An 18,851-nucleotide genomic window follows, 5' to 3' on the forward strand; every position below is an offset into this window, starting at 1 on the left:
CATTTATTAGAGTCTACTCTTTACTCTGTATTATAGATAGCAAACGTAAAACTTGAAAATTTCAAATTCTAAATTTATCCTGACAAACTGGAATTTAACTCAGAGTACAAAGTACAGAGGACAGAGTACAGTGAAGGATGATTTTTCTCCGCTGTCGCTACAAAAAATCTTAAACTTAATGCACGCAAAGCGCTTAAAATATAGTGCTCAGCGTAGCTGACACTTTTTTATCTTCAATAAAAAGCTAAGGTTGATTTTCCTCCGTTTCCCTACGGAAAATCTTTAACGTATTTAAATTATTTATTTTTCGTAGAGAAACGGAGAAAAATATTCCTTAACCTTTTGCCGTGGCAAAAACCTTCACCTTTGACAAGCAAAGCTATGTCAAACACTTCACTTTTCACATAAGTGAAAAAAGTTAGTCTTTTAATGAGCAGGGCGAATTAAAAACCCTTCGCTCAGCTCGGCAAATTCCAGTTTGTCGGGATAAATTTTGTATTAGTTATTTAAATAGTTTAGCTTGCTTATCTACATACTGTTATAATACAGTGTCTACGTTTACAAAGAAATAATAGTTGGCTGAAATTACAAAATTAAAACTTTATATGCATAAAATAAGCCTTGATTGACAGGTAGAAATACAATAATATAGAAATGTAGGGGAGATGCAAATGATTTATATAAGATTATTACAAAATATGGCCGTCATAGCGCTTGCTGCATATCTATACAATCAACTTAATTTATTTAAGAACTTTGTAAAAAAGAAACAGAACCTTAAAGATAAAGTAATTATGATTGTATTTTTTAGCACACTTTCTATTCTTGGGACTTATATGGGAATAAATGTTGAAAGAGATGCATTGGCAAATACAAGGCCTATAGGAGCTATAACGGCGGGATATATAGGAGGACCTTTTGTAGGAGCCGCAGTTGGAGTTATAGCTGGAGTTCACAGATATTTCAATGGAGGAGCAACTGCTCTTGCATGTGGTATCTCTACTATCGCAGAAGGAATTATAGGAGGAATTTTTGGAAGGATTTCTAAAAGTGATGAAATTAAACCTAGAAATGCTTTTGTAGCTGGTGTTGCAGCTGAAATAGCTCAAATGATAATTATAATTTTTGTTACAAAACCATATTCGTATGCTATTAATTTGGAGAAGGTTATTGCTATACCAATGATACTTATAAATTCAATTGGAACTGCTATATTTGTGAATATAGTAAAAATGCTATGGATAATTACAACAAATTAGAAGCTATTCAGGCTCAAAAAGCTCTAAATATAGCTCAAAAGACTCTTGAATACACTAAAAAAGGTCTTGACAGTGAAACATCTATAAAGATATCAGAGATTTTATGCAAAATGGCAAATGTAAGTGGTGCTGTGATATCAAGTAAAAGCGGAGTTTTTTCTTATTATGGTGAGAAGATTGATGAAAGTGATTTAAAGCGCAAGATTGAAGAATTTTATTTAAAACCGGATATAAATACATATTTGATTGTAAATGCAGGAAAGAACTATGAATTCTTCTTTGCCCCCATAGTTATAAACAATGAAATTGATGGAGTTATTGGAATGGAACTTAAAAATTCAAAAAGTGCCAATGAATACTTTGTTGAGTTTTTAAGCGAGCTTAGCAGCCTTTTATCTATGCAAATAGAATTATTTAAGTTAAATGAAAAAGTTAGAATTTTAAATGCTTCTGAGCTTAAGGCTTTAAGAGCGCAAATTGAACCTCATTTTTTATTTAACACCTTGAATACTATATCTTCGTTTTGCAGAACGAACCCTTTAAAAGCAAGAGAACTTATAATTGATTTATCAAAATTATTTTAGGCAGTCACTTAATAAGGGAGAGTTTGTAGAATTGGATGAAGAAGTAAAAATGCTTAAATCATACATAGCTATAGAGAAAGCAAGATATGGTGACAGACTTAATGTCTTTTTCTACATAGAAAAGGATATAGAACATTTTAAAATTCCTTCTTTTATAATTCAGCCTATTATAGAAAATTCTATAAAACATGGTGTGCTAAAAAAGACTGATGGTGGAAATGTTATTTTAGTTGCTGAAAAGGAATTAGCTTCTATAAAATTTACTATAAGTGATAATGGTATTGGAATGAAAACTGAAAGGTACCATGAGGTTATAAATAATTGGCCGGGTACCGGACTTAGAAATGTAAATTCTAGATTAAAGCTGATGTATAACAGAAATAAAGGACTTGAAATATCAACTTCTGAGTACAATGGGACAAAGGTCGTATTTACAATACCTATTGAGGAGGCTCATAAGTGTGAATAAAATAAGATGTATAGTAGTTGAGGACGAGATTCCAGCTATGGATGAACTTGAATTTATACTTAATAAGTATGAGGATATTCAGATTATTAATAGATTTTATGATGGAAAAGCTGCTGCCTCTTTTATAAAGAAAGAGATTCCAGATGTGATTTTTCTTGATATTAATATTCCAGTATTAAATGGAATGAAACTGGCAAAAATGATTAAAGAATTTAATGAAAATATTGCTATAATTTTTGTTACTGCTTATGACAAATATGCAATATCCGCTTTTGAATTAATGGCACTTGATTATATTCTAAAGCCTTTCGATGAAAATAGAATTGAAAAAACCATTCAAAGGATAAGAAGGTATATGCAGCTTAGAGAAAATAATATAAACAATATAGAAAACGAAATAGAGCAGATTATAAAAAAGTATAATAAAAACAATATTTCAAATATCAATAAAATACCTTGTATTAATAATAGTAAGATTATACTTATAGATACAAATGATATATTTTTTTGTTATATTATAGATGAAAAAACATGTGTGAAGTTGGACAATAAGGTATATATAACAACAAATTCATTAAGTGAAATCGAAGAAAAAACCGGTTTTTTTAGGACTCATAGAAGCTATCTTGTAAATTTAAATAAAGTTATTGAAATATATTCATGGTTCAATGGAACCTACAAATTAATAATGAATGACAATAATAAATCCGAAGTTCCCGTAAGCCGAGCTCACGTAAAAGAATTCAAAAAAGTTATACACATCTAGAGTTTGCGCGGGAGCGCATATGACTTCAAAAAACCAAAATACATGAATGTGTTAAGCAAAATAAAAATACAATTACTTTTAATAATCTAGAGTCTTACCATGATCTACGTGTCCTATTGTTCCTATGTTTACATGTGGTTTGTTTCTTTCAAATTTTTCCTTTGCCATTTCTGGTTCCTCCTTAATAATAAATGATTCATCAATCTCATGACGAAATCCACAGTTTTAATCATGTAAACTGTTCCTGGTGTATTGTATGTATTTAACCTTTGGAGCCCACGGCCAGATTTGAACTGGTGACCTCCACCTTACCAAGGTGACGCTCTACCTACTGAGCTACATGGGCAATATCCATTTGGAGCGGGAAACGGGTATCGAACCCGCGACACCCAGCTTGGGAAGCTAGTGCTCTACCACTGAGCTACTCCCGCATATTTACGTGAACAAACTACTGAATACTTAATCACGTAACAATTATTTATTTTACTATCAACAATTTTCTTTGTCAATACAAAGCTTATCTTTTTTCGAGGCACTTTTCCAATTTTCTTTTTACCCGCTGAAGAGCATTATCTATCGACTTTGCTCCTCTATCCAAATCGCAGGCTATTTCCTGATACGATTTACCTTCTAAATAATACATAAGTACTTCCATTTCTAAATCAGATAATACTTCACCTATACCATTCTTTATCTTTTTTACTTCTTCTTTACTTATCATAAGTTCTTCTGGATCTGCAACTTTTAGACCAGATATAACATCAAATAAAGTTCTATCAGACTCTTCATCATATATTGGCTTATTTAGGGAAATATAAGTATTTAAAGGAATATGCTTTTGCCTTGTAGCTGTCTTAATTGCAGTTATTATTTGTCTTGTTATGCAAAGTTCCGCAAAGGCTTTAAACGATGATAATTTATTTGGTTTAAAATCTCTTATAGCTTTATATAGTCCTATCATTCCTTCTTGACATATATCTTCTTTATCTGCCCCTATAAGAAAATAAGATTTAGCTTTAGCCTTTACAAAGTTTTGATACTTATTTATAAGATATTCTTGTGATTTTATATCACCTGACTTCGCCAACATAACTATCTCTTCATCTATTTTATCTTCATACACAGCATCAGCATTATTTATAATCGCATCATTATCCAACTATATCCCCCCAAGTATAATTACCTCAATATTGTAATTATATATTAGCATTATTTTATAAGTCAACTATTTTTATCATCTTTTCTAATTTTATCCAAAATCTTAAAAGTATTGTCATCAAGACGATCTTCTATTCTGTTATATCTTTTTTCACTAGCTATTTTTTTTGCTTTTAAGCTTATTTTCCCCTTAACATTTATGACTTCATTGTAAAACTCTATAGATGACATTCTTGTAGAGCCTCTTTGAAAAACAACCTGCTGCTCTAAATTATCGGATGTAACAACGCAAACTTCATACTTTCGTCCAATACTATTTACATATTTCTCTATAAAACTATCTGCCGTTTCCGACTCTTTTGTATATACCACAATTAAATTTTTTGTAACCTTAATTTTCTCTCCAGAATTGCCTTGTATAAGATGAGCATCAAAAACCAAAAAAATTTTGTATCCTTTAAATTCGGAATAATCTATTAAAATTTCAATAAGTTTTTCTCTTGCACTTTCTAAATTTATATTGTTTTTTATACTATTTAGTTCCGCCCAACTGTTTATTACGTTATATCCATCAACAAATATTGTTTTCAAGGTTTTACCCTCTTTTTATTCTCTGTTTAAGAATTTCATACATAATGATTCCTCCTGCAACAGAAGCATTTAGAGATGAAATCCTACCTATCATAGGTATTTTTACAAGAACATCACACTTTTGTTTTGTAAGCTTAGACATACCTTGTCCTTCACTTCCTATAACTAGTGCTGCCGGTCCAGTTAAATCCGTATCAAAACAATATTCCTTACCTTCCATTTCAGCACCATAAATCCATATATTATTCTCTTTAAGCTTATCTATTGCTGAGTTTATATTATTCACCTTAGCAATTCTCATATGCTGAGCTGCTCCTGCTGATGTTTTATAGACAACAGATGTTACCCCTACATTCCTTCTTTTGGAAATTATAATTCCATGAACACCACAAACTTCTGCTGTTCTCATTATAGAGCCAAAGTTATGTGGATCCTCAATTTCATCCAAAATTACTATGAATGGAGCTTCGTTCTTTTTCTTAGCATATTCTAAAATATCCTCAACTTCATAATACTTATATGGAGTTGTTTCCGCTATAACTCCTTGATGTGAATGTGTTTGTGACATTTGATCTAGCTTTCTTCTATCTACAAGCTTAACTGCTATTCCTTTTTCCTTTGCCTTTGCTAAAACAACATTTATTGAGCCTTCCTTTGTACCTTTAGCTACAAACAATTGTTCAATGGTTCTATCACCTTTTAACGCTTCTATTACGGCATTTCTTCCTTCTATTAGATTTTCATTTTCCATTTTTTTCTCCTTTCTAACTCTCTATATAAAGATTGGCACTTTGGAACTTGAAACAATTCACTGTGCACTGTTTCAAATTTAAGTTTATCGGTATAAATCTTATATTCGTAATTTTAGGTTTTCAAGTATTTTATCTATATAGATAAACAAGCTGAAATATTTAAATTACCAATACCAAATTTATCCTTACAAACTGGAATTTAGCGAGGTGATATTGATTTGGGATATTAAATAAAGCTAATAAATCTAAGACGATAAATCCTAAAAATCTAAGAGAATTTAATAACTCGCATACGCTCAAACAGATTAAATTCTCTAAGACTTTTACGATTTATCATCTAAGATTTATAAAGCTTTATTTAAACCATCCCAAATATGTATATTATATAAATATATTACAATTAAGGGGGTTTATAAATAAATATAAAAAAATAACATCAATTTTTTCAATTGCATTAATAAGTTTATGTCTTATTAATGGTAATTCAATTGCACATGCACAAAGTAATGCAATAAATGCAAATAATAATAATATTCAAAAAATGAAAAATATGGTTCACGAGGGAAAAAGTGTACAAGCAATTAGTACAAGCAACTCATATGTTAGAATTACAGACTTAGGTAATGGAAAAAGCCAAATTGATAAATTTAATAAAGGCGGTTACATTAAAGAAAGAACTAAAGAAAAAAATGCTCAGTTATTTGCTAATCAATTAGTTACTGGTCCCCAATCTAATCCTAAGAAAACAACTTGGTTACAAATGTTTACAGAACTTGATACAAATTATAGTGGAAACTATACTGTATATGGATTTTATTCATGGTTAACTGATGCCAATAATAAAAAAACTGATGTTATAGGACTTTCACATGATAGTAACGTTACGTTTGATGATAATGCTATAACTCATAATTATTATTACTGGGATAATACCGAAAATTATCTTAGCGATACATACATGACTGCTAGTTCAAATGGTGCACATTCTGCATCAACTGGATCATATTTTGAATTCCCATTTAACTATTGGGATACCGATGTAAACCATCTACCTTATGGTTTTATTCAAGTATCTGCACATAAAGCTAATTCAAATGCATTAAGAAGTGATATTTGTTTTACTTATGCTCACCAGCAAACCGTGTTTTCAGTTACTCCTACTGTATCTTTTAGCGGATTTAATATAGTTGTAACTCCAACAGATAAATTTGAATCGCCAAATGATACTCTTGATGCTTACTTATATTAGCTATACAACGTTAAAAGTCAAATTTTGTGTTAAGAATAAGATATCGTAATAAATTTTATAAATTAATTATTATATGATCAATAAAAGCAGTAAAGGCTTTATTTTATGAAACTTTTACTACTTTTTATATTTTAGTTTGATGTATTCTCTTGATGTCTGTATATTGACTTCTTAATGCGTGTGTGACGAAATTATTTAATCACAAATAGCATGCTTAATAACCTTTTTAAGCTCTTCCAACTCTTCCTTACTCAAATCTTCTTTATATTTTATAAATCCAGCATCGATTAGAGTTTGTATATTTATTTCCAAACATTTATCAATATCTTTATCTGAAGCTTTCATAAGTATCTCACAAAACATTTTTTCTTAATTATAACAATATTTCAAGAAGAATAATAATGTCCGTATGAACTTAAGCTAAGATGAGAAAGCTTCATTCTATAGACTAGAGGGACGGCAATTTTTGTGTGTAGTTGTCTTGCAGCAAATCAGGGGAAACTTCCCCGATGTGAGTTCTTAAAATTAATATTTAACGATGGACTTCTTAAAATCATAATTTTGCGAAATAATACTGAGACATGTATTTTCAGTATTCATAAGGTATTATCTCAAAATGACGTCAGCAATAAGTTTCAAGGTGGTTTATCTTTAGGAGGTTGTGAAAAAAGGTATTCTATAAGTTTTACTATACCGTGCATAAAGCATTATGAGCGGCTCGTAAAAAAGAATACCTATATTTTTCACATCCTCCTTTATAATAACAAAAATATAATTACTTAAAAATATTGATTTATTACTTAAAAATACTTATAATAAAATTATGAGGTGATTATATGTATCAAGAAGAGAGGCTTCTTAAGATATTAGAGTATCTAAACAAGAATAACAGTATGTCTGTACACACTATTTGTGAAATGTTTGAGGTATCTAGAGATACAGCAAGACGTGATATTGTACAGCTCATAAAGCAGGGGGCAGCCGTCCGAAGTCGAGGGGGTATAAGTCTTCCAGTTTTAAAAAACACAATTAAAAATTACAGGGAAAGACTTGAAGCATATTCTGATGAGAAAAGGAATATTGCCAAAAGAGCATTGGAGTTTGTTTCTGAAGGGGAACATTATTTCTTTGATGTTTCAACTACAGTAAGCTTTCTTTCACAATATGTTGATAAAAATATTACAGTATTTACTCATTCTCTTGATAACATTGAAATACTATCTGAGAAAAAAGATGTATGTGTGTATTCTATGGGAGGATGTCTTAATAAGGAAAATAGATTTTTTTATAATCCGGATTGTATGACTTATATCAATGGAGTTAAGTTTGATGTGGCATTTCTGGGAGCAGCGTCCATAACAAAGGACGGCATTTTTTATGCTGATGAAGAAGATGCTATATTAAAAAGGAGGTTTGCAAAAATTCTTCTAAGGTTATAGTTTTGGCTGACTATGAAAAATTTGATAAGTTAAGCTACTTTAAGGGAATTGATTGGGAGCAAATAGATATGCTAGTTACTGATGGCATGCCACCGGATGAATTTGTTCGCATTATGGAAGCTCAAGACATAAAGATTGTTACTGTGTAATTAAAGATAAACAACCTTGAAACTTAAAATTTATGTGTACCAAAATGCCGTCTTCTGGGCATTTTGGTACACATGAATTCTAATAGTTGAAGCAGTTTATCTATATAGATAGACAACTTGAAAGGTTAAAATGACTAATGCCAAATTCATCCTGTTAAACTGGAAGTTGATTCAGAGCACAGAGTACAAAGTACAGAGTACAGTGAAGGTGGATTTACCTTTCGTTTCTCTCAGGTAAATCTTAGAACTTAATAGTGTCAGCTACGCTGAGTTTTGTATATTTAAATCTTCAGAAGAAAATTCCTCTTTATGACCTTTTATATTTGTAAATGTTGCTCTTCTATTTGGCATTGGTTTCCTCCTTAAAATTTATTATATAAATAGGTTTTACTAATTTTCAATATTCATTCATATATTTTTATTTTGTATATTTAAATCTTCAGAAGAAAATTCCTCTTTATGACCTTTTATATTTGTAAATGTTGCTCTTCTATTTGGCATTGGTTTCCTCCTTAAAATTATTATATAAATAGGTTTTACTAATTTTCAATATTCATTCATATATTTTATTTTAAAGAATAAATTTTATATTGGAGGAGAGCAGTGCATGTAATATTAACAACTAAAAAAGATATAAAGATAATATTGGTTTCAATTTTGGCGGTGATAGGAAGTTTTGTGATTTTTTTATGTATTTATAAAAGTAGTATAGGCGTATTTTTAGGAAGTAATAAAAAATTACCTATATATAATGTAGATACCAGTGATAAAAAAGTAGCTATAACTTTTGATTCAAGCTGGGGAAATGATAATACTTTAAAAATACTTGATGTCCTTGACAAATATAAGGCAAAAGCCACATTTTTTTTAATTGGAAGGTGGTGTGATGAATATCCAAATGAAACTAAAGAAATAGCAAAACGTGGAAATGAAATAGGTAATCATTCTAATAAGCATCCTGACATGACAAATATATCTAAAGCACAAATTGGAGAAGATATTAAAAAAGCTGATGAAAAAATAGCTGCGATTACAGGGAAAAACCTAAAATTTTTAGGTGCCCATCTGGTTCTTATAATAATTCTGTTATCGAGGTAGTAGAGAAAACAAATCATAAATGCATACAGTGGGATGTTGATAGCATAGATTGGAAGGAGCAAGGTAGAGACCTTGAATACAAGCGCGTTATAGGCAAAGTAAAGCCAGGTTCAATAATATTATTCCATAACAATGCTAAATATACACCTGAAAATTTAGATAGAATATTAAAAGAGCTCAAAGGAGATGGTTATAGTTTTGTAACAGTTTCAGATTTGATATATAAAAGTGACTATCATATTGACTATAATGGAAAACAAATCAAAAATAACTAAATCAAAAATAACTATTGAAATTTGACGCAAAATTGTATTATAATGGAAAAGAAGTTCATATTTAATTTTTATTTAGGGGATAGATTTAAATACTAAGGGAAAGAAGGGTTATAATGGACAACTTAATGTTAAATAACAAATTATATCTTGAAGGTGTAGTGGCTTCGAAACTTGAATTTAGCCATGAAATGTACGGGGAAGGTTTTTATAATTTTTATCTTGATGTTCAAAGACTAAGTGATGCAAAGGACAGGTTATTTGTAACTGTCTCAGAAAGACTTATTACAGGTATGAATTTAGATGTTGGAAAGGAAATAATAGTAGAAGGACAATTAAGATCCTATAATAAATTTGTAGATGGAGCCAATAGACTTATACTTACAGTATTTGCGAGAAATATTCAACCTTGCACAGAAAGAAGCAAAAATCCAAATCAGATATTCCTAGATGGATTTATATGTAAAAAACCTGTTTATAGAACTACACCATTTGGAAGGGAAATATCTGATATGCTTTTGGCGGTAAATAGGGCTTATAACAAGTCAGACTACATACCTACAATAGCTTGGGGTAGAAATTCTAGATTTTGTGAGAGTCTGACTGTAGGAGATAATATAAGAATATGGGGAAGACTTCAGAGTAGGGAATATGAAAAGAAAGTATCAGATTCAGCTGCTATAAAGAAAATAGCTTATGAAGTGTCTATATCAAAAATGGAAAAAGTTCAAAAGGAAAATGATGAATTTCAAGAAAATCAAGCAGAAGCTGAAGATGCAATAAATAAAAATGTTATTTAAAGAAATATCTATGGACTTTAAGTTTTGAACAGCTAGAAAATGGACTGTTGCACTAAAAAATGCGACAGTCCATTTTACATTACTTTCTAAGATCATTCATTATTTTAGTTTTATCTTTAGTTTTGTCATCAACTGTTTTTATTATTTTTGCGGGGCTTCCAGCAACAACAACACCAGATGGAACGTCCTCAACAACTACAGAACCAGCAGCTACAACTGATTTGTCACCTATTTTTACACCTTCAAGTATAACAGAATTAGCACCTATTAAAACGTCATCGCCTATTTCGCAAGGGGATTTGCTTGGAGGTTCTAAAACACCAGCAACTACGGCACCAGCACCTACATGTGTTCTTTTTCCAATTTTACCTCTTGCGCCAATTACGGCATTCATATCAACCATTGCATCATCGCCTATTTCAGCACCTATATTTATTACGGCACCCATCATTACAACGGCATTTTTACCTATTGAAACTTTATCTCTTATAATTGCGCCAGGTTCTATTCTAGCATCAATTTTTGTTAAGTCAATTAAAGGTATGGCTGAATTTCTTCTATCTTGTTCTATTCTAAATTTTTTGATTTTATCTTTGTTACTTTGAAGGAAATCTGATACTTTATCACTTTCCCCAAAGATCACATAAAAATCATTTCCACCAAAGCAATCAACAGAATTTGCTTTGCAAGCATCTAAATTTCCATTTACATAAACCTTTAATGGAGTTGTTTTTTTGCATCTTTTATGTACTTAGCAATTTCATATGGGTTTGTTAAATCATAGTTCATTATATGTAGCCTCCTAATAATGTTTCCCTACGGAAAATCTTTAACGTATTTAAATTATTTATTTTTCGTAGAGAAACGGAGAAAAATATTCCTTAACCTTTTTGCCGTGGCAAAAACCTTCACCTTTTGACAAGCAAAGCTATGTCAAACCCTTCACTTTTTCACATAAGTGAAAAAGTTAGTTTTTTAATGAGCAGGGCGAATTAAAACCCTTCACTCAGCTTGACAAATTGTGGTTTGTAAGGATAAATTTGCCATTGGTAATTTAAACATTTCAGCTTGTTTATCTATAAAGATAAACCACTTTGAAACATAGAAATTATAAGTACCAAATGTATCCTGTTAAATTAAAATTTGTAACAGAGTAGAGAGTAGAATTTTATTAGAATTAATTCATAATTCAGCCTTATTTAGCTTTGCTTATATAATCCAAATCCAGTTATAATCAATTTATCCCAATCAGTTTCTTCATCGGGAATCCAATTATGCTCAATATTAAGTTCTTTTAACCAAGCATTAAGACCACTGCTTTTTTTGCTTACATTTGGTGCTTTCCTACCAAAAACTTTCTCTTATCATTTCAAGCAATTCTACTTGTTCTTCTTTTTCTAACTCTTTATTTAGGATTTTTTCTATAGCTTCATGGCATTCTGAATAACATTTATGATCTTCAAGATATATTTCATTAGCTAATAATTGTCTTTTGTTATTTAAAGTATCTCTTACTTTATTTATTTCTTCTATATTTGATAAGTAGTTTCTAGCAATGTTTAGTGCGGCAATATCAGTATCAAGTTTAGTTATGGAGTGTTCTAATTTTTCATTTCGCATTTTAATATCCTCACCTTACGTTTTTTATTAGTCATTAATTAACGACAATAAATAATTATATCATTAATTATTATAAAATGAAACTTTGTAAATTTTATTGACAACGTTTAGACAAGATGGTATTTTAAAAGTGATAGAATTCAATCAATAATAAACAAAAACGAAAATTTAATGGAAGAAGGAATTAATTTGATGTATGGAGCTATTGAAGCTGGTGGAACAAAATTTGTTTGCGCTGTAAGTGATGAAAAATTAAATATTTTGGAAAGAGTAAGCATTAAAACAACAGTCCCAGCAGAAACTATGAATTTGGTGTTTGAATTTTTTGACAAATTTAAAGTGGAAGCGGTTGGCATAGGCTCTTTTGGTCCTATTGATGTAAATAAAAAGTCTAAAACATATGGTTATATAACCAACACTCCAAAAAAAAGGCTGGGCCAACTATGATTTTGTAGGGGCTATGAAGAAAAGATACAATGTACCAATAGGTTGGACTACAGATGTTAATGCAGCAGCTTTAGGAGAATTAAAAAAAGGTGCTGCTGTTGGACTAGACAGTTGTATTTATCTAACTGTTGGAACAGGAATAGGTGGGGGAGCAGTGGTTAATGGTAAGCTTCTTGAAGGATATGGTCATCCAGAAATGGGACATGTATTGGTTAGAAAACATGAAGCTGATAAATATGCTGGAAATTGTCCATTTCATGAGACTTGTTTAGAAGGGGTTGCAGCTGGTCCAGCCATAGAAGCAAGATGGGGCAAAAAAGCATATGATTTAACAGATAAAGATGAAGTATGGGAAATTGAAGCATATTATCTTGCACAAGCTCTTATGACATATACGCTAATATTGAGCCCAGAACGTATTATCTTAGGTGGTGGTGTAATGAAGCAGCTTCAATTATTTCCACTTGTAAGAAAAGAATTGGAAAAGCTTATGGCCAATTATGTTTCTATGCCTAATTTAGATGAATATATTGTACCTCCAGCACTTGGTGATAATGCAGGTATTACAGGGTGTCTATTATTAGCTAAGGACAGTATCTAAAAAAATTAAGCTATGTTTTAAAAGAATGTTCATAAAAATTCATGTCATTAATGAAGTACAATAACTTAAAGTAAAAAATTGCAGGTAAAATAATTTACCTGCAATTTTTTTGAAGTAAATATTTTGGGAAAATTTGTAAAAATGTTATTTTTGCACTATATTAATAATTATAAAGCAATTTAGATAATAAATTGTTAAGAAATAAGCAATAATTTTATCAATAATGTTGACATTTTATTTCATGAATGATAATATAATTATAAAATAAAGTTTCAAAATTATCTAAAAGGGTTTGAGGTGTAGAAATGAATTCATATTTAGAGAGTCTTATCACAGAGCAAGTAAACAGCAGCACTAAAAATATTGATACTATGAGTACAATTGAAATACTTAATTCCATAAATAATGAAGATATTAAAGTTGCCTATGCTGTTAAGAAGGAAATCCCAAGTATTGTTAAGGCTGTTGATATTGTCAGTGAAAAATTAAAAAATAATGGAAGGCTTTTTTATATTGGGGCAGGAACTAGTGGAAGGCTTGGAATCTTGGATGCTTCGGAATGTCCCGCGACGTATAGTACTGATCCAGAAATAGTACAAGGAATTATAGCTGGTGGAAGTAATGCTGTTTTTACATCAATTGAAGGAGCTGAAGATGATGAGGATAAAGGAAAAAGTATTATAAAAGAAAGAGGCATAAATTCAAAAGATGTTGTAATAGGAATAACAGCAAGTGGACGAACTCCTTTTGTAATTGGAGCTATGAAAGCGAAGTACCATACTGATAATATATAGTGTTTGTTCCATCACTTTCAGAAGTTACTTCATCACCATTTAAGGTGTAATTTGTAGTGACTCCATTTACTGTTTCTGGGGTTCTTATGCTAAGTCATTGTATTTATTGGATATTGTTTTTCATTTAAAAAACGTCAACAAGTAGCCTTAGTACCTGTTGACATTTTATTGTTAGCTTTAATAAACTTTTAATTGTATATCTTATCTTTCGTACTTAGTCTTTTTTATAATAAGTTCGCTATTTTTTCTTTGATTTATTATTGCCAAACTTATATGCTGCATTTGCAAATATAACTATTAATAATATTACAAATAATATTAACATTACGCTAATAAATATTGGTTTAAGACTATCTGATAGCTGCGTATAATTATTTTGTATAACAATCGCTATTACAAATATCGTAGAAAGCAATGTCATTAATATTGTCATAATTAGTAAATATCTTCGTTCTTTTTTATCTTCTTTGTATTTTAAAGTAATTACAAATGCTATACCCATGCATAAAAACAATACAATCGCGATTATTGGGAAAGGTATTTTTTCTATACCAATGATTCTAATAATGAATATAAATACAAATACTATTACTATTGCTATAACATTTTTTCTATTCATAATTTTTCACCGCCTACATTTCATATATTACTGCTTTTTCCAAATATAATTTTTCACGCCTTCTGCAATTATCCCAGCGCCAAATCCAATTACAACTGTCCATCCAACTGGAAATAACTAATCCAATTCCAATTACTGCTGCAGACACTCCAACATCAATACCTGTCCTTCCCCATGCTTCACTACTGCTATAACCACTGTGAAAATTATCCCACACAGCAGCACCAGTGAATACGACACCTACTGCTCCTACTCTCTCTACACTACCTATCCCTCTAAGTGCATTTGCTCCTTTAACTGGTACCATAAACTCTAGTCCAGCACGTCTTAAAGCCCTATTAGTCGCTAGTGGTACAGCCTTAGGAATATCGCTTAATGCTGAGCTAATTCCACCCTCAATCCCAGTAATAATCGCACTTTTTCTAGAAGCATCTTAGATTATATTTTATCCATTATAGCTGGTCAGCTTATCCCTCCAGTTCACATCATCACAACCGTAATTTATAGTTTCTTCAATTTAAAAGAAACGTCAACAAATACTACTAGCACCAGTTGACGTTTTATCATTAACTCTAACTATATCTTATACTTACCTACATTTAATTAATTCTTAAACCATTCTTCAATCTTCTTGTAAATTTTAATCTTTATTGATTGATAACTTTTTAATAAATAATTTTTCAAATTTAATTAATAATGTTGCTCCTGATGCAAACAATATCTCATGTGATAATGTCTTATCATCAACTTCCAAAAATTCATCATAAGATAAATCATCAAAACCAACATAAAATTCTTTATTTCTAGAAAGAATATCACCAATTTTATTATAATTTAATGATATTTTTTTTATTTTTGTATAGTCCATTTGCCATGTATTTATTTCATTATTAATGATTAAAGAAATTTTAACTGGATCTTTAAACCCATATTTATCGTGATTAATCTTTATTTCTTTCAATTTATAATCATGAAAATTAGCTTCTTTTTCATATATTTTAAGAAATTTTTTACTAAACCGATATCTAATATTATTGAATACTGCTCTATATTCTTCAGCATTTTTATCCCATTTTTTTTCTGCAATTTCTCTTCTTTCCTTAACACCACAATTAATTTCTTCCCATAATTCATCCGTAAAATATCTCATTTTTATTAAACCTCCATATTACTATGGTACTGGTATTAAATTCCTTGGTGGAATTACTCTTGATCCCTCAGAAATTATCAAATATATAATTAAAGCTTTACCTGACAGCCCAATTATATTATCTTGATTTTGTTGCCATTTTTCATTATTTGCATCCCAATCCCAGCCTTTTCCTAAATCATTCATACGAGCATATCTCAGAGATGAACCTGACTTACTTATCGTACCAGTACTGTAATCATATCTATGATTCATTATTGCTAAAGATACTGCTAAATCATCGCCTGTATCACGTCCAGTCCCTGAAAATTCTGGTCTATCTCCATCCGCATCTGACATATTTACAGGATTATTCTTACAATAAGCATACATATTTGCTGATAGCAATTCACCTGGTGTCGCAGCTATCCCATCCGCATTAATAAACCTTCCCCACTCAGGATTATAATATCTACTCTGCAAGTAATAAAGCCCAGTCTCGGTATCATACCTATATCCTCTATACCTATACGGATTTAATACTCCTACTGTATCCTTTAAGCTTCCACTTATTGATATAAGTTTACCCCAAGTATCATAAGTATAGCTTACTACCTGCGTTCCTGTACTGTCAATAAGTCCTATTATATCTCCTTGTGCATTTCTTATATAATAGTAATTGTTACCATTAAGGTTCATTTTCAAAACATTATTTGAAGTACCATACTGATAATATATAGTGTTTGTTCCATCACTGCTTGGACATGAATACTTCTGGTATAGTGGTTTATGGTAAAAATTTTGAGTCACTTAAATTTAAATGAAATGATAAGGGACAAAAAAATAGAAAAATATTATTTGTCTCTCGTAAAGGGTAAAATAAAAGATGGAATTTATGAAGGATATATACATAAAAATGAGGATTCAAACATATCTGTAGTATTTGATGAAGAAAGAGAAGGCACTAAAAAAATTTCCATGAAGATAAAAAACATAGAAAGCTGTGGATCATTTTCTTTTATTGAAATTGAACTTTTAACAGGAAGAAGTCACCAGCTTAGGGCACATCTTAGTCATTTAGGTAATCCAATTCTTGGTGATGCTAAGTACGGTGAAAAGCAAATAAATGCTTATTTTAATAATAAGTTTGGGTTTGATTTTCAATTTTTGTATGCGTATAAATTAGTTTTTAGGGATTGCCCTGAGAAATTAAGCTACATGGAAAATAAAACAATAGCAGAATCTCTTCCACCTATATTTAAAAAAGTAAAAAAAGATGTGTTTAAATTTTAAGGAGTAAGTTTTATGAAAGAACAGTCTACAGCAAAAGGTTTTGCGATATTATCCATGGCAACGATTCTTGGGAAAATATTATCACTTTTATATTTACCATTTCTAGTAAAAATACTCGGTGGTAATGGAACTTATGGAATATACTATGCGGCATATCAAATTTATGTATTTATTTACGTACTTACAAATGCTGGAATTCCAGTTGCAATATCTAAATTAGTATCAGAATTTATAGTAGTAAAAAACTATAGAGATGCTGTGAAAAGTTTTAGAATGTCTAGATTTGTACTTGTAATAATAGGCTTTTCTATGTCGTTTATATTATTTTTTGCAGCTAGATTATTTTCTAATTTAATGAAAGTTCCACAAGCATATCTTGCAGTAATAGCATTAAGTCCAGCTATATTGTGTACGTCTGTATCATCAGCCTACAGGGGGTATTTTCAGGGAAGAGGCAATATGACGCCGACAGCTATTTCTCAGCTTATGGAACAGCTTTTAAATACAATATTATCCTTAATATTTGCTGCAATGCTTCTCAAATATGGAGAAGCGGCTGCTTGTGCTGGAGCTACGGTTGGTACTACAGTTGGAGCGTTTGTTTCAGCAATTTATCTTATAGTAGCTTATGAAAGAAACAAACATTTCAGAATTCCAAAGGAATATTATGAAAAGCAAACCATAAAGCATACGAACAAGCAAATACTTACTAAAATAGCTAATTATGGCGTACCGATAACTGTATGCGTTGGAATGCAAAATGCAGGAAACTTAGTTGATACATCAATTACTATGTCTAGACTTCTAGCTGGAGGCATAAAATATGATATGGCTAAAGCTCTTTTGGGCACCATTGGAAATTATCAAACGCTTATAAATGTTCCAATTGCAATAATAAGCAGTCTTGCTGTTACTATTTTACCATCAATTTCAGCTTCTGCAGCTATAAGAGATAAAAAAGTTCTTATACAAAAAATAAATTATGCCTTTAGAATATGTTTTTTAATTTCAGTTCCATCTGCTGTTGGACTCTCAATTTTGAGTCTTCCAGTTTATAAACTTATATATCCTATTGAAGGATTTAGACTTATGTTTTATGGTTCAGTTGTTCTTATATTTATGTCTTTAGTTCAAATACAAACAAGCATACTTCAAGGGATTGGGAAAATATATAATGTAACTATTTATTCTATAATAGGTATAATAGTAAAGATATTTGCTGATTACATTTTAGTTGCAATGCCTCAAATAAATGTATATGGAACTGTTGTAGGAAGCGTTTTAGGTTTTAGTACAACTATATTTTTGAATTATAGACTTATAAAAAAATCTATGAAAATAAGAGTTAGAATGTTAAGACATGCAGTAAAACCACTTGTAGCATCAATTATAATGGGAGGGGCTGTATGTATAGTTTATTCTGTGATTAATTTTTTAATGGGTCTTATAATAAAAAAGCCTTATTTAGACAATCTTGTAGCAGTAACCTTTGCTATAGTGGCAGGAGTTTTTGTGTATTTTATTTTCCTTGCACTTATTAGGGGAATTAGAAAAAGTGATTTGAATTCCTTACCTAACAAGATGAAAAGACTTATACCTAAATCGATTATGTCTATAGTGCGATAGTTTATCATATCCTCCTATAAAGATAAACCACCTTGAAACTTGAAAATTATAAGTTGTGAAGTAATAATGCTTCGTCGCGTTAAAAAAATCCTATAAATCTAAGTGGTTATTTAAAAAAAGTGGTTGCTTTGGGTTC

The 18,851-nt window shown here is 30.3% G+C and carries 15 protein-coding genes, 2 tRNA genes and 7 pseudogenes; 12 read left to right on the forward strand and 12 right to left on the reverse strand.

The features are described from left to right. The first annotated feature begins 671 nt into the window (after positions 1–671). The 4 genes from AGR56_RS22425 to AGR56_RS18780 are packed head-to-tail and all read left to right on the forward strand — an operon-like array spanning position 672 to position 3,078. The gene (locus AGR56_RS22425) at positions 672–1,259 is read left to right on the forward strand and encodes a LytS/YhcK type 5TM receptor domain-containing protein (RefSeq protein WP_053243585.1); all 588 of its coding nucleotides are present in this window, start codon (positions 672–674) and stop codon (positions 1,257–1,259) included. Continuing rightward, positions 1,238–1,843: a histidine kinase gene (locus AGR56_RS23110; protein WP_053243586.1), complete on the forward strand. Its 606-nt coding sequence runs from the start codon at positions 1,238–1,240 to the stop codon at positions 1,841–1,843. The genes AGR56_RS22425 and AGR56_RS23110 overlap by 22 nt, the downstream gene beginning before the upstream one ends. After that, entirely contained in the window at positions 1,821–2,312 is a 492-nt protein-coding gene (locus AGR56_RS22430) for an ATP-binding protein (RefSeq protein WP_053243587.1), read from the forward strand. The genes AGR56_RS23110 and AGR56_RS22430 overlap by 23 nt, the downstream gene beginning before the upstream one ends. Beyond that, on the forward strand, positions 2,305–3,078 hold the full coding sequence (locus AGR56_RS18780) for a LytTR family DNA-binding domain-containing protein (RefSeq protein ID WP_053243588.1): 774 nt from the start codon (positions 2,305–2,307) through the stop codon (positions 3,076–3,078). Before AGR56_RS22430 ends, AGR56_RS18780 begins: the two co-directional genes overlap by 8 nt. Positions 3,079–3,348: 270 nt before the next feature. Here the strand turns inward: AGR56_RS18780 and AGR56_RS18785 are convergent. The 5 genes from AGR56_RS18785 to rlmB form a co-directional block, all read right to left on the reverse strand. After that, positions 3,349–3,424 (reverse strand) — tRNA-Thr (locus AGR56_RS18785). Positions 3,425–3,434: 10 nt separating this feature from the next. Continuing rightward, a tRNA-Gly gene (locus tag AGR56_RS18790) sits at positions 3,435–3,509 on the reverse strand. Between the two features lie 86 nt (positions 3,510–3,595). Next, positions 3,596–4,237, reverse strand: coding sequence for an RNA polymerase sporulation sigma factor SigH (gene sigH, locus AGR56_RS18795; RefSeq protein WP_053243589.1), 642 nt, complete (start codon positions 4,235–4,237; stop codon positions 3,596–3,598). Positions 4,238–4,299: 62 nt separating this feature from the next. After that, positions 4,300–4,827 carry an NYN domain-containing protein gene (locus AGR56_RS18800; protein ID WP_053243590.1) on the reverse strand — a complete coding sequence of 176 codons (528 nt, stop codon included), beginning with the start codon at positions 4,825–4,827 and terminating at the stop codon, positions 4,300–4,302. Positions 4,828–4,831: 4 nt separating this feature from the next. Then, positions 4,832–5,578, reverse strand: coding sequence for a 23S rRNA (guanosine(2251)-2'-O)-methyltransferase RlmB (rlmB, locus tag AGR56_RS18805; RefSeq protein WP_053243591.1), 747 nt, complete (start codon positions 5,576–5,578; stop codon positions 4,832–4,834). Between the two features lie 542 nt (positions 5,579–6,120). On the opposite strand from rlmB, the gene AGR56_RS18810 reads away from it, so the two are divergent. Further along, positions 6,121–6,828 (forward strand): hypothetical protein, encoded by a 708-nt coding sequence (locus tag AGR56_RS18810; protein ID WP_157055847.1) that lies wholly within the window; start codon positions 6,121–6,123, stop codon positions 6,826–6,828. 195 nt (positions 6,829–7,023) lie between these two features. Here the strand turns inward: AGR56_RS18810 and AGR56_RS20555 are convergent, their stop codons facing one another. Further along, entirely contained in the window at positions 7,024–7,173 is a 150-nt protein-coding gene (locus AGR56_RS20555; RefSeq protein WP_198150108.1) for a hypothetical protein, read from the reverse strand. Positions 7,174–7,721: 548 nt separating this feature from the next. Here AGR56_RS20555 and AGR56_RS18815 point away from each other — a divergent pair. From AGR56_RS18815 to AGR56_RS18825, 3 genes and pseudogenes are all read left to right on the forward strand, one after another. After that, a pseudogene (locus tag AGR56_RS18815) lies at positions 7,722–8,416 on the forward strand (DeoR/GlpR family DNA-binding transcription regulator). Between the two features lie 678 nt (positions 8,417–9,094). Beyond that, positions 9,095–9,789: pseudogene (gene pdaB / locus AGR56_RS18820) on the forward strand (polysaccharide deacetylase family sporulation protein PdaB). 113 nt (positions 9,790–9,902) lie between these two features. Beyond that, positions 9,903–10,586 carry a single-stranded DNA-binding protein gene (locus tag AGR56_RS18825; protein ID WP_053243593.1) on the forward strand — a complete coding sequence of 228 codons (684 nt, stop codon included), beginning with the start codon at positions 9,903–9,905 and terminating at the stop codon, positions 10,584–10,586. A 79-nt stretch (positions 10,587–10,665) separates the two neighbouring features. On the opposite strand, the pseudogene dapD reads toward AGR56_RS18825, so the two are convergent. Next, positions 10,666–11,375, reverse strand: a pseudogene (gene dapD, locus AGR56_RS18830) (2,3,4,5-tetrahydropyridine-2,6-dicarboxylate N-acetyltransferase). A 410-nt stretch (positions 11,376–11,785) separates the two neighbouring features. Continuing rightward, positions 11,786–12,206 (reverse strand): annotated as a pseudogene (locus AGR56_RS18835) (hypothetical protein). Positions 12,207–12,395: 189 nt separating this feature from the next. Between AGR56_RS18835 and AGR56_RS18840 the strand changes: the two are divergent. Together AGR56_RS18840 and AGR56_RS18845 are read left to right on the forward strand one after the other, a co-directional pair. Beyond that, a pseudogene (locus AGR56_RS18840) lies at positions 12,396–13,254 on the forward strand (ROK family protein). A gap of 305 nt (positions 13,255–13,559) precedes the next feature. After that, positions 13,560–14,021: pseudogene (locus tag AGR56_RS18845) on the forward strand (N-acetylmuramic acid 6-phosphate etherase); the annotation flags it as partial. Positions 14,022–14,286: 265 nt separating this feature from the next. On the opposite strand, the gene AGR56_RS18850 reads toward AGR56_RS18845, so the two are convergent. The 4 genes from AGR56_RS18850 to AGR56_RS18865 form a co-directional block, all read right to left on the reverse strand. Continuing rightward, positions 14,287–14,667 (reverse strand): hypothetical protein, encoded by a 381-nt coding sequence (locus tag AGR56_RS18850; protein WP_053243595.1) that lies wholly within the window; start codon positions 14,665–14,667, stop codon positions 14,287–14,289. A gap of 13 nt (positions 14,668–14,680) precedes the next feature. Further along, positions 14,681–14,974, reverse strand: coding sequence for a hypothetical protein (locus tag AGR56_RS18855; RefSeq protein ID WP_053243596.1), 294 nt, complete (start codon positions 14,972–14,974; stop codon positions 14,681–14,683). Between the two features lie 333 nt (positions 14,975–15,307). Next, positions 15,308–15,817, reverse strand: a complete 510-nt coding sequence (locus AGR56_RS18860; RefSeq protein ID WP_053243597.1) for a hypothetical protein — start codon at positions 15,815–15,817, stop codon at positions 15,308–15,310. Positions 15,818–15,838: 21 nt separating this feature from the next. After that, complete coding sequence (locus AGR56_RS18865; RefSeq protein ID WP_084757246.1) at positions 15,839–16,495, reverse strand: RHS repeat-associated core domain-containing protein; 657 nt, start codon at positions 16,493–16,495, stop codon at positions 15,839–15,841. A 59-nt stretch (positions 16,496–16,554) separates the two neighbouring features. Here AGR56_RS18865 and AGR56_RS18870 point away from each other — a divergent pair. Further along, positions 16,555–17,089 (forward strand): annotated as a pseudogene (locus AGR56_RS18870) (RNA pseudouridine synthase); the annotation flags it as partial. Between the two features lie 12 nt (positions 17,090–17,101). Continuing rightward, positions 17,102–18,715: a polysaccharide biosynthesis protein gene (locus AGR56_RS18875; RefSeq protein WP_053243598.1), complete on the forward strand. Its 1,614-nt coding sequence runs from the start codon at positions 17,102–17,104 to the stop codon at positions 18,713–18,715. Positions 18,716–18,851 lie beyond the last annotated feature (136 nt).

It is taken from the genome of Clostridium sp. DMHC 10 (assembly GCF_001270375.1).
In the GTDB taxonomy this organism is placed as follows: domain Bacteria; phylum Bacillota; class Clostridia; order Clostridiales; family Clostridiaceae; genus Clostridium_S; species Clostridium_S guangxiense.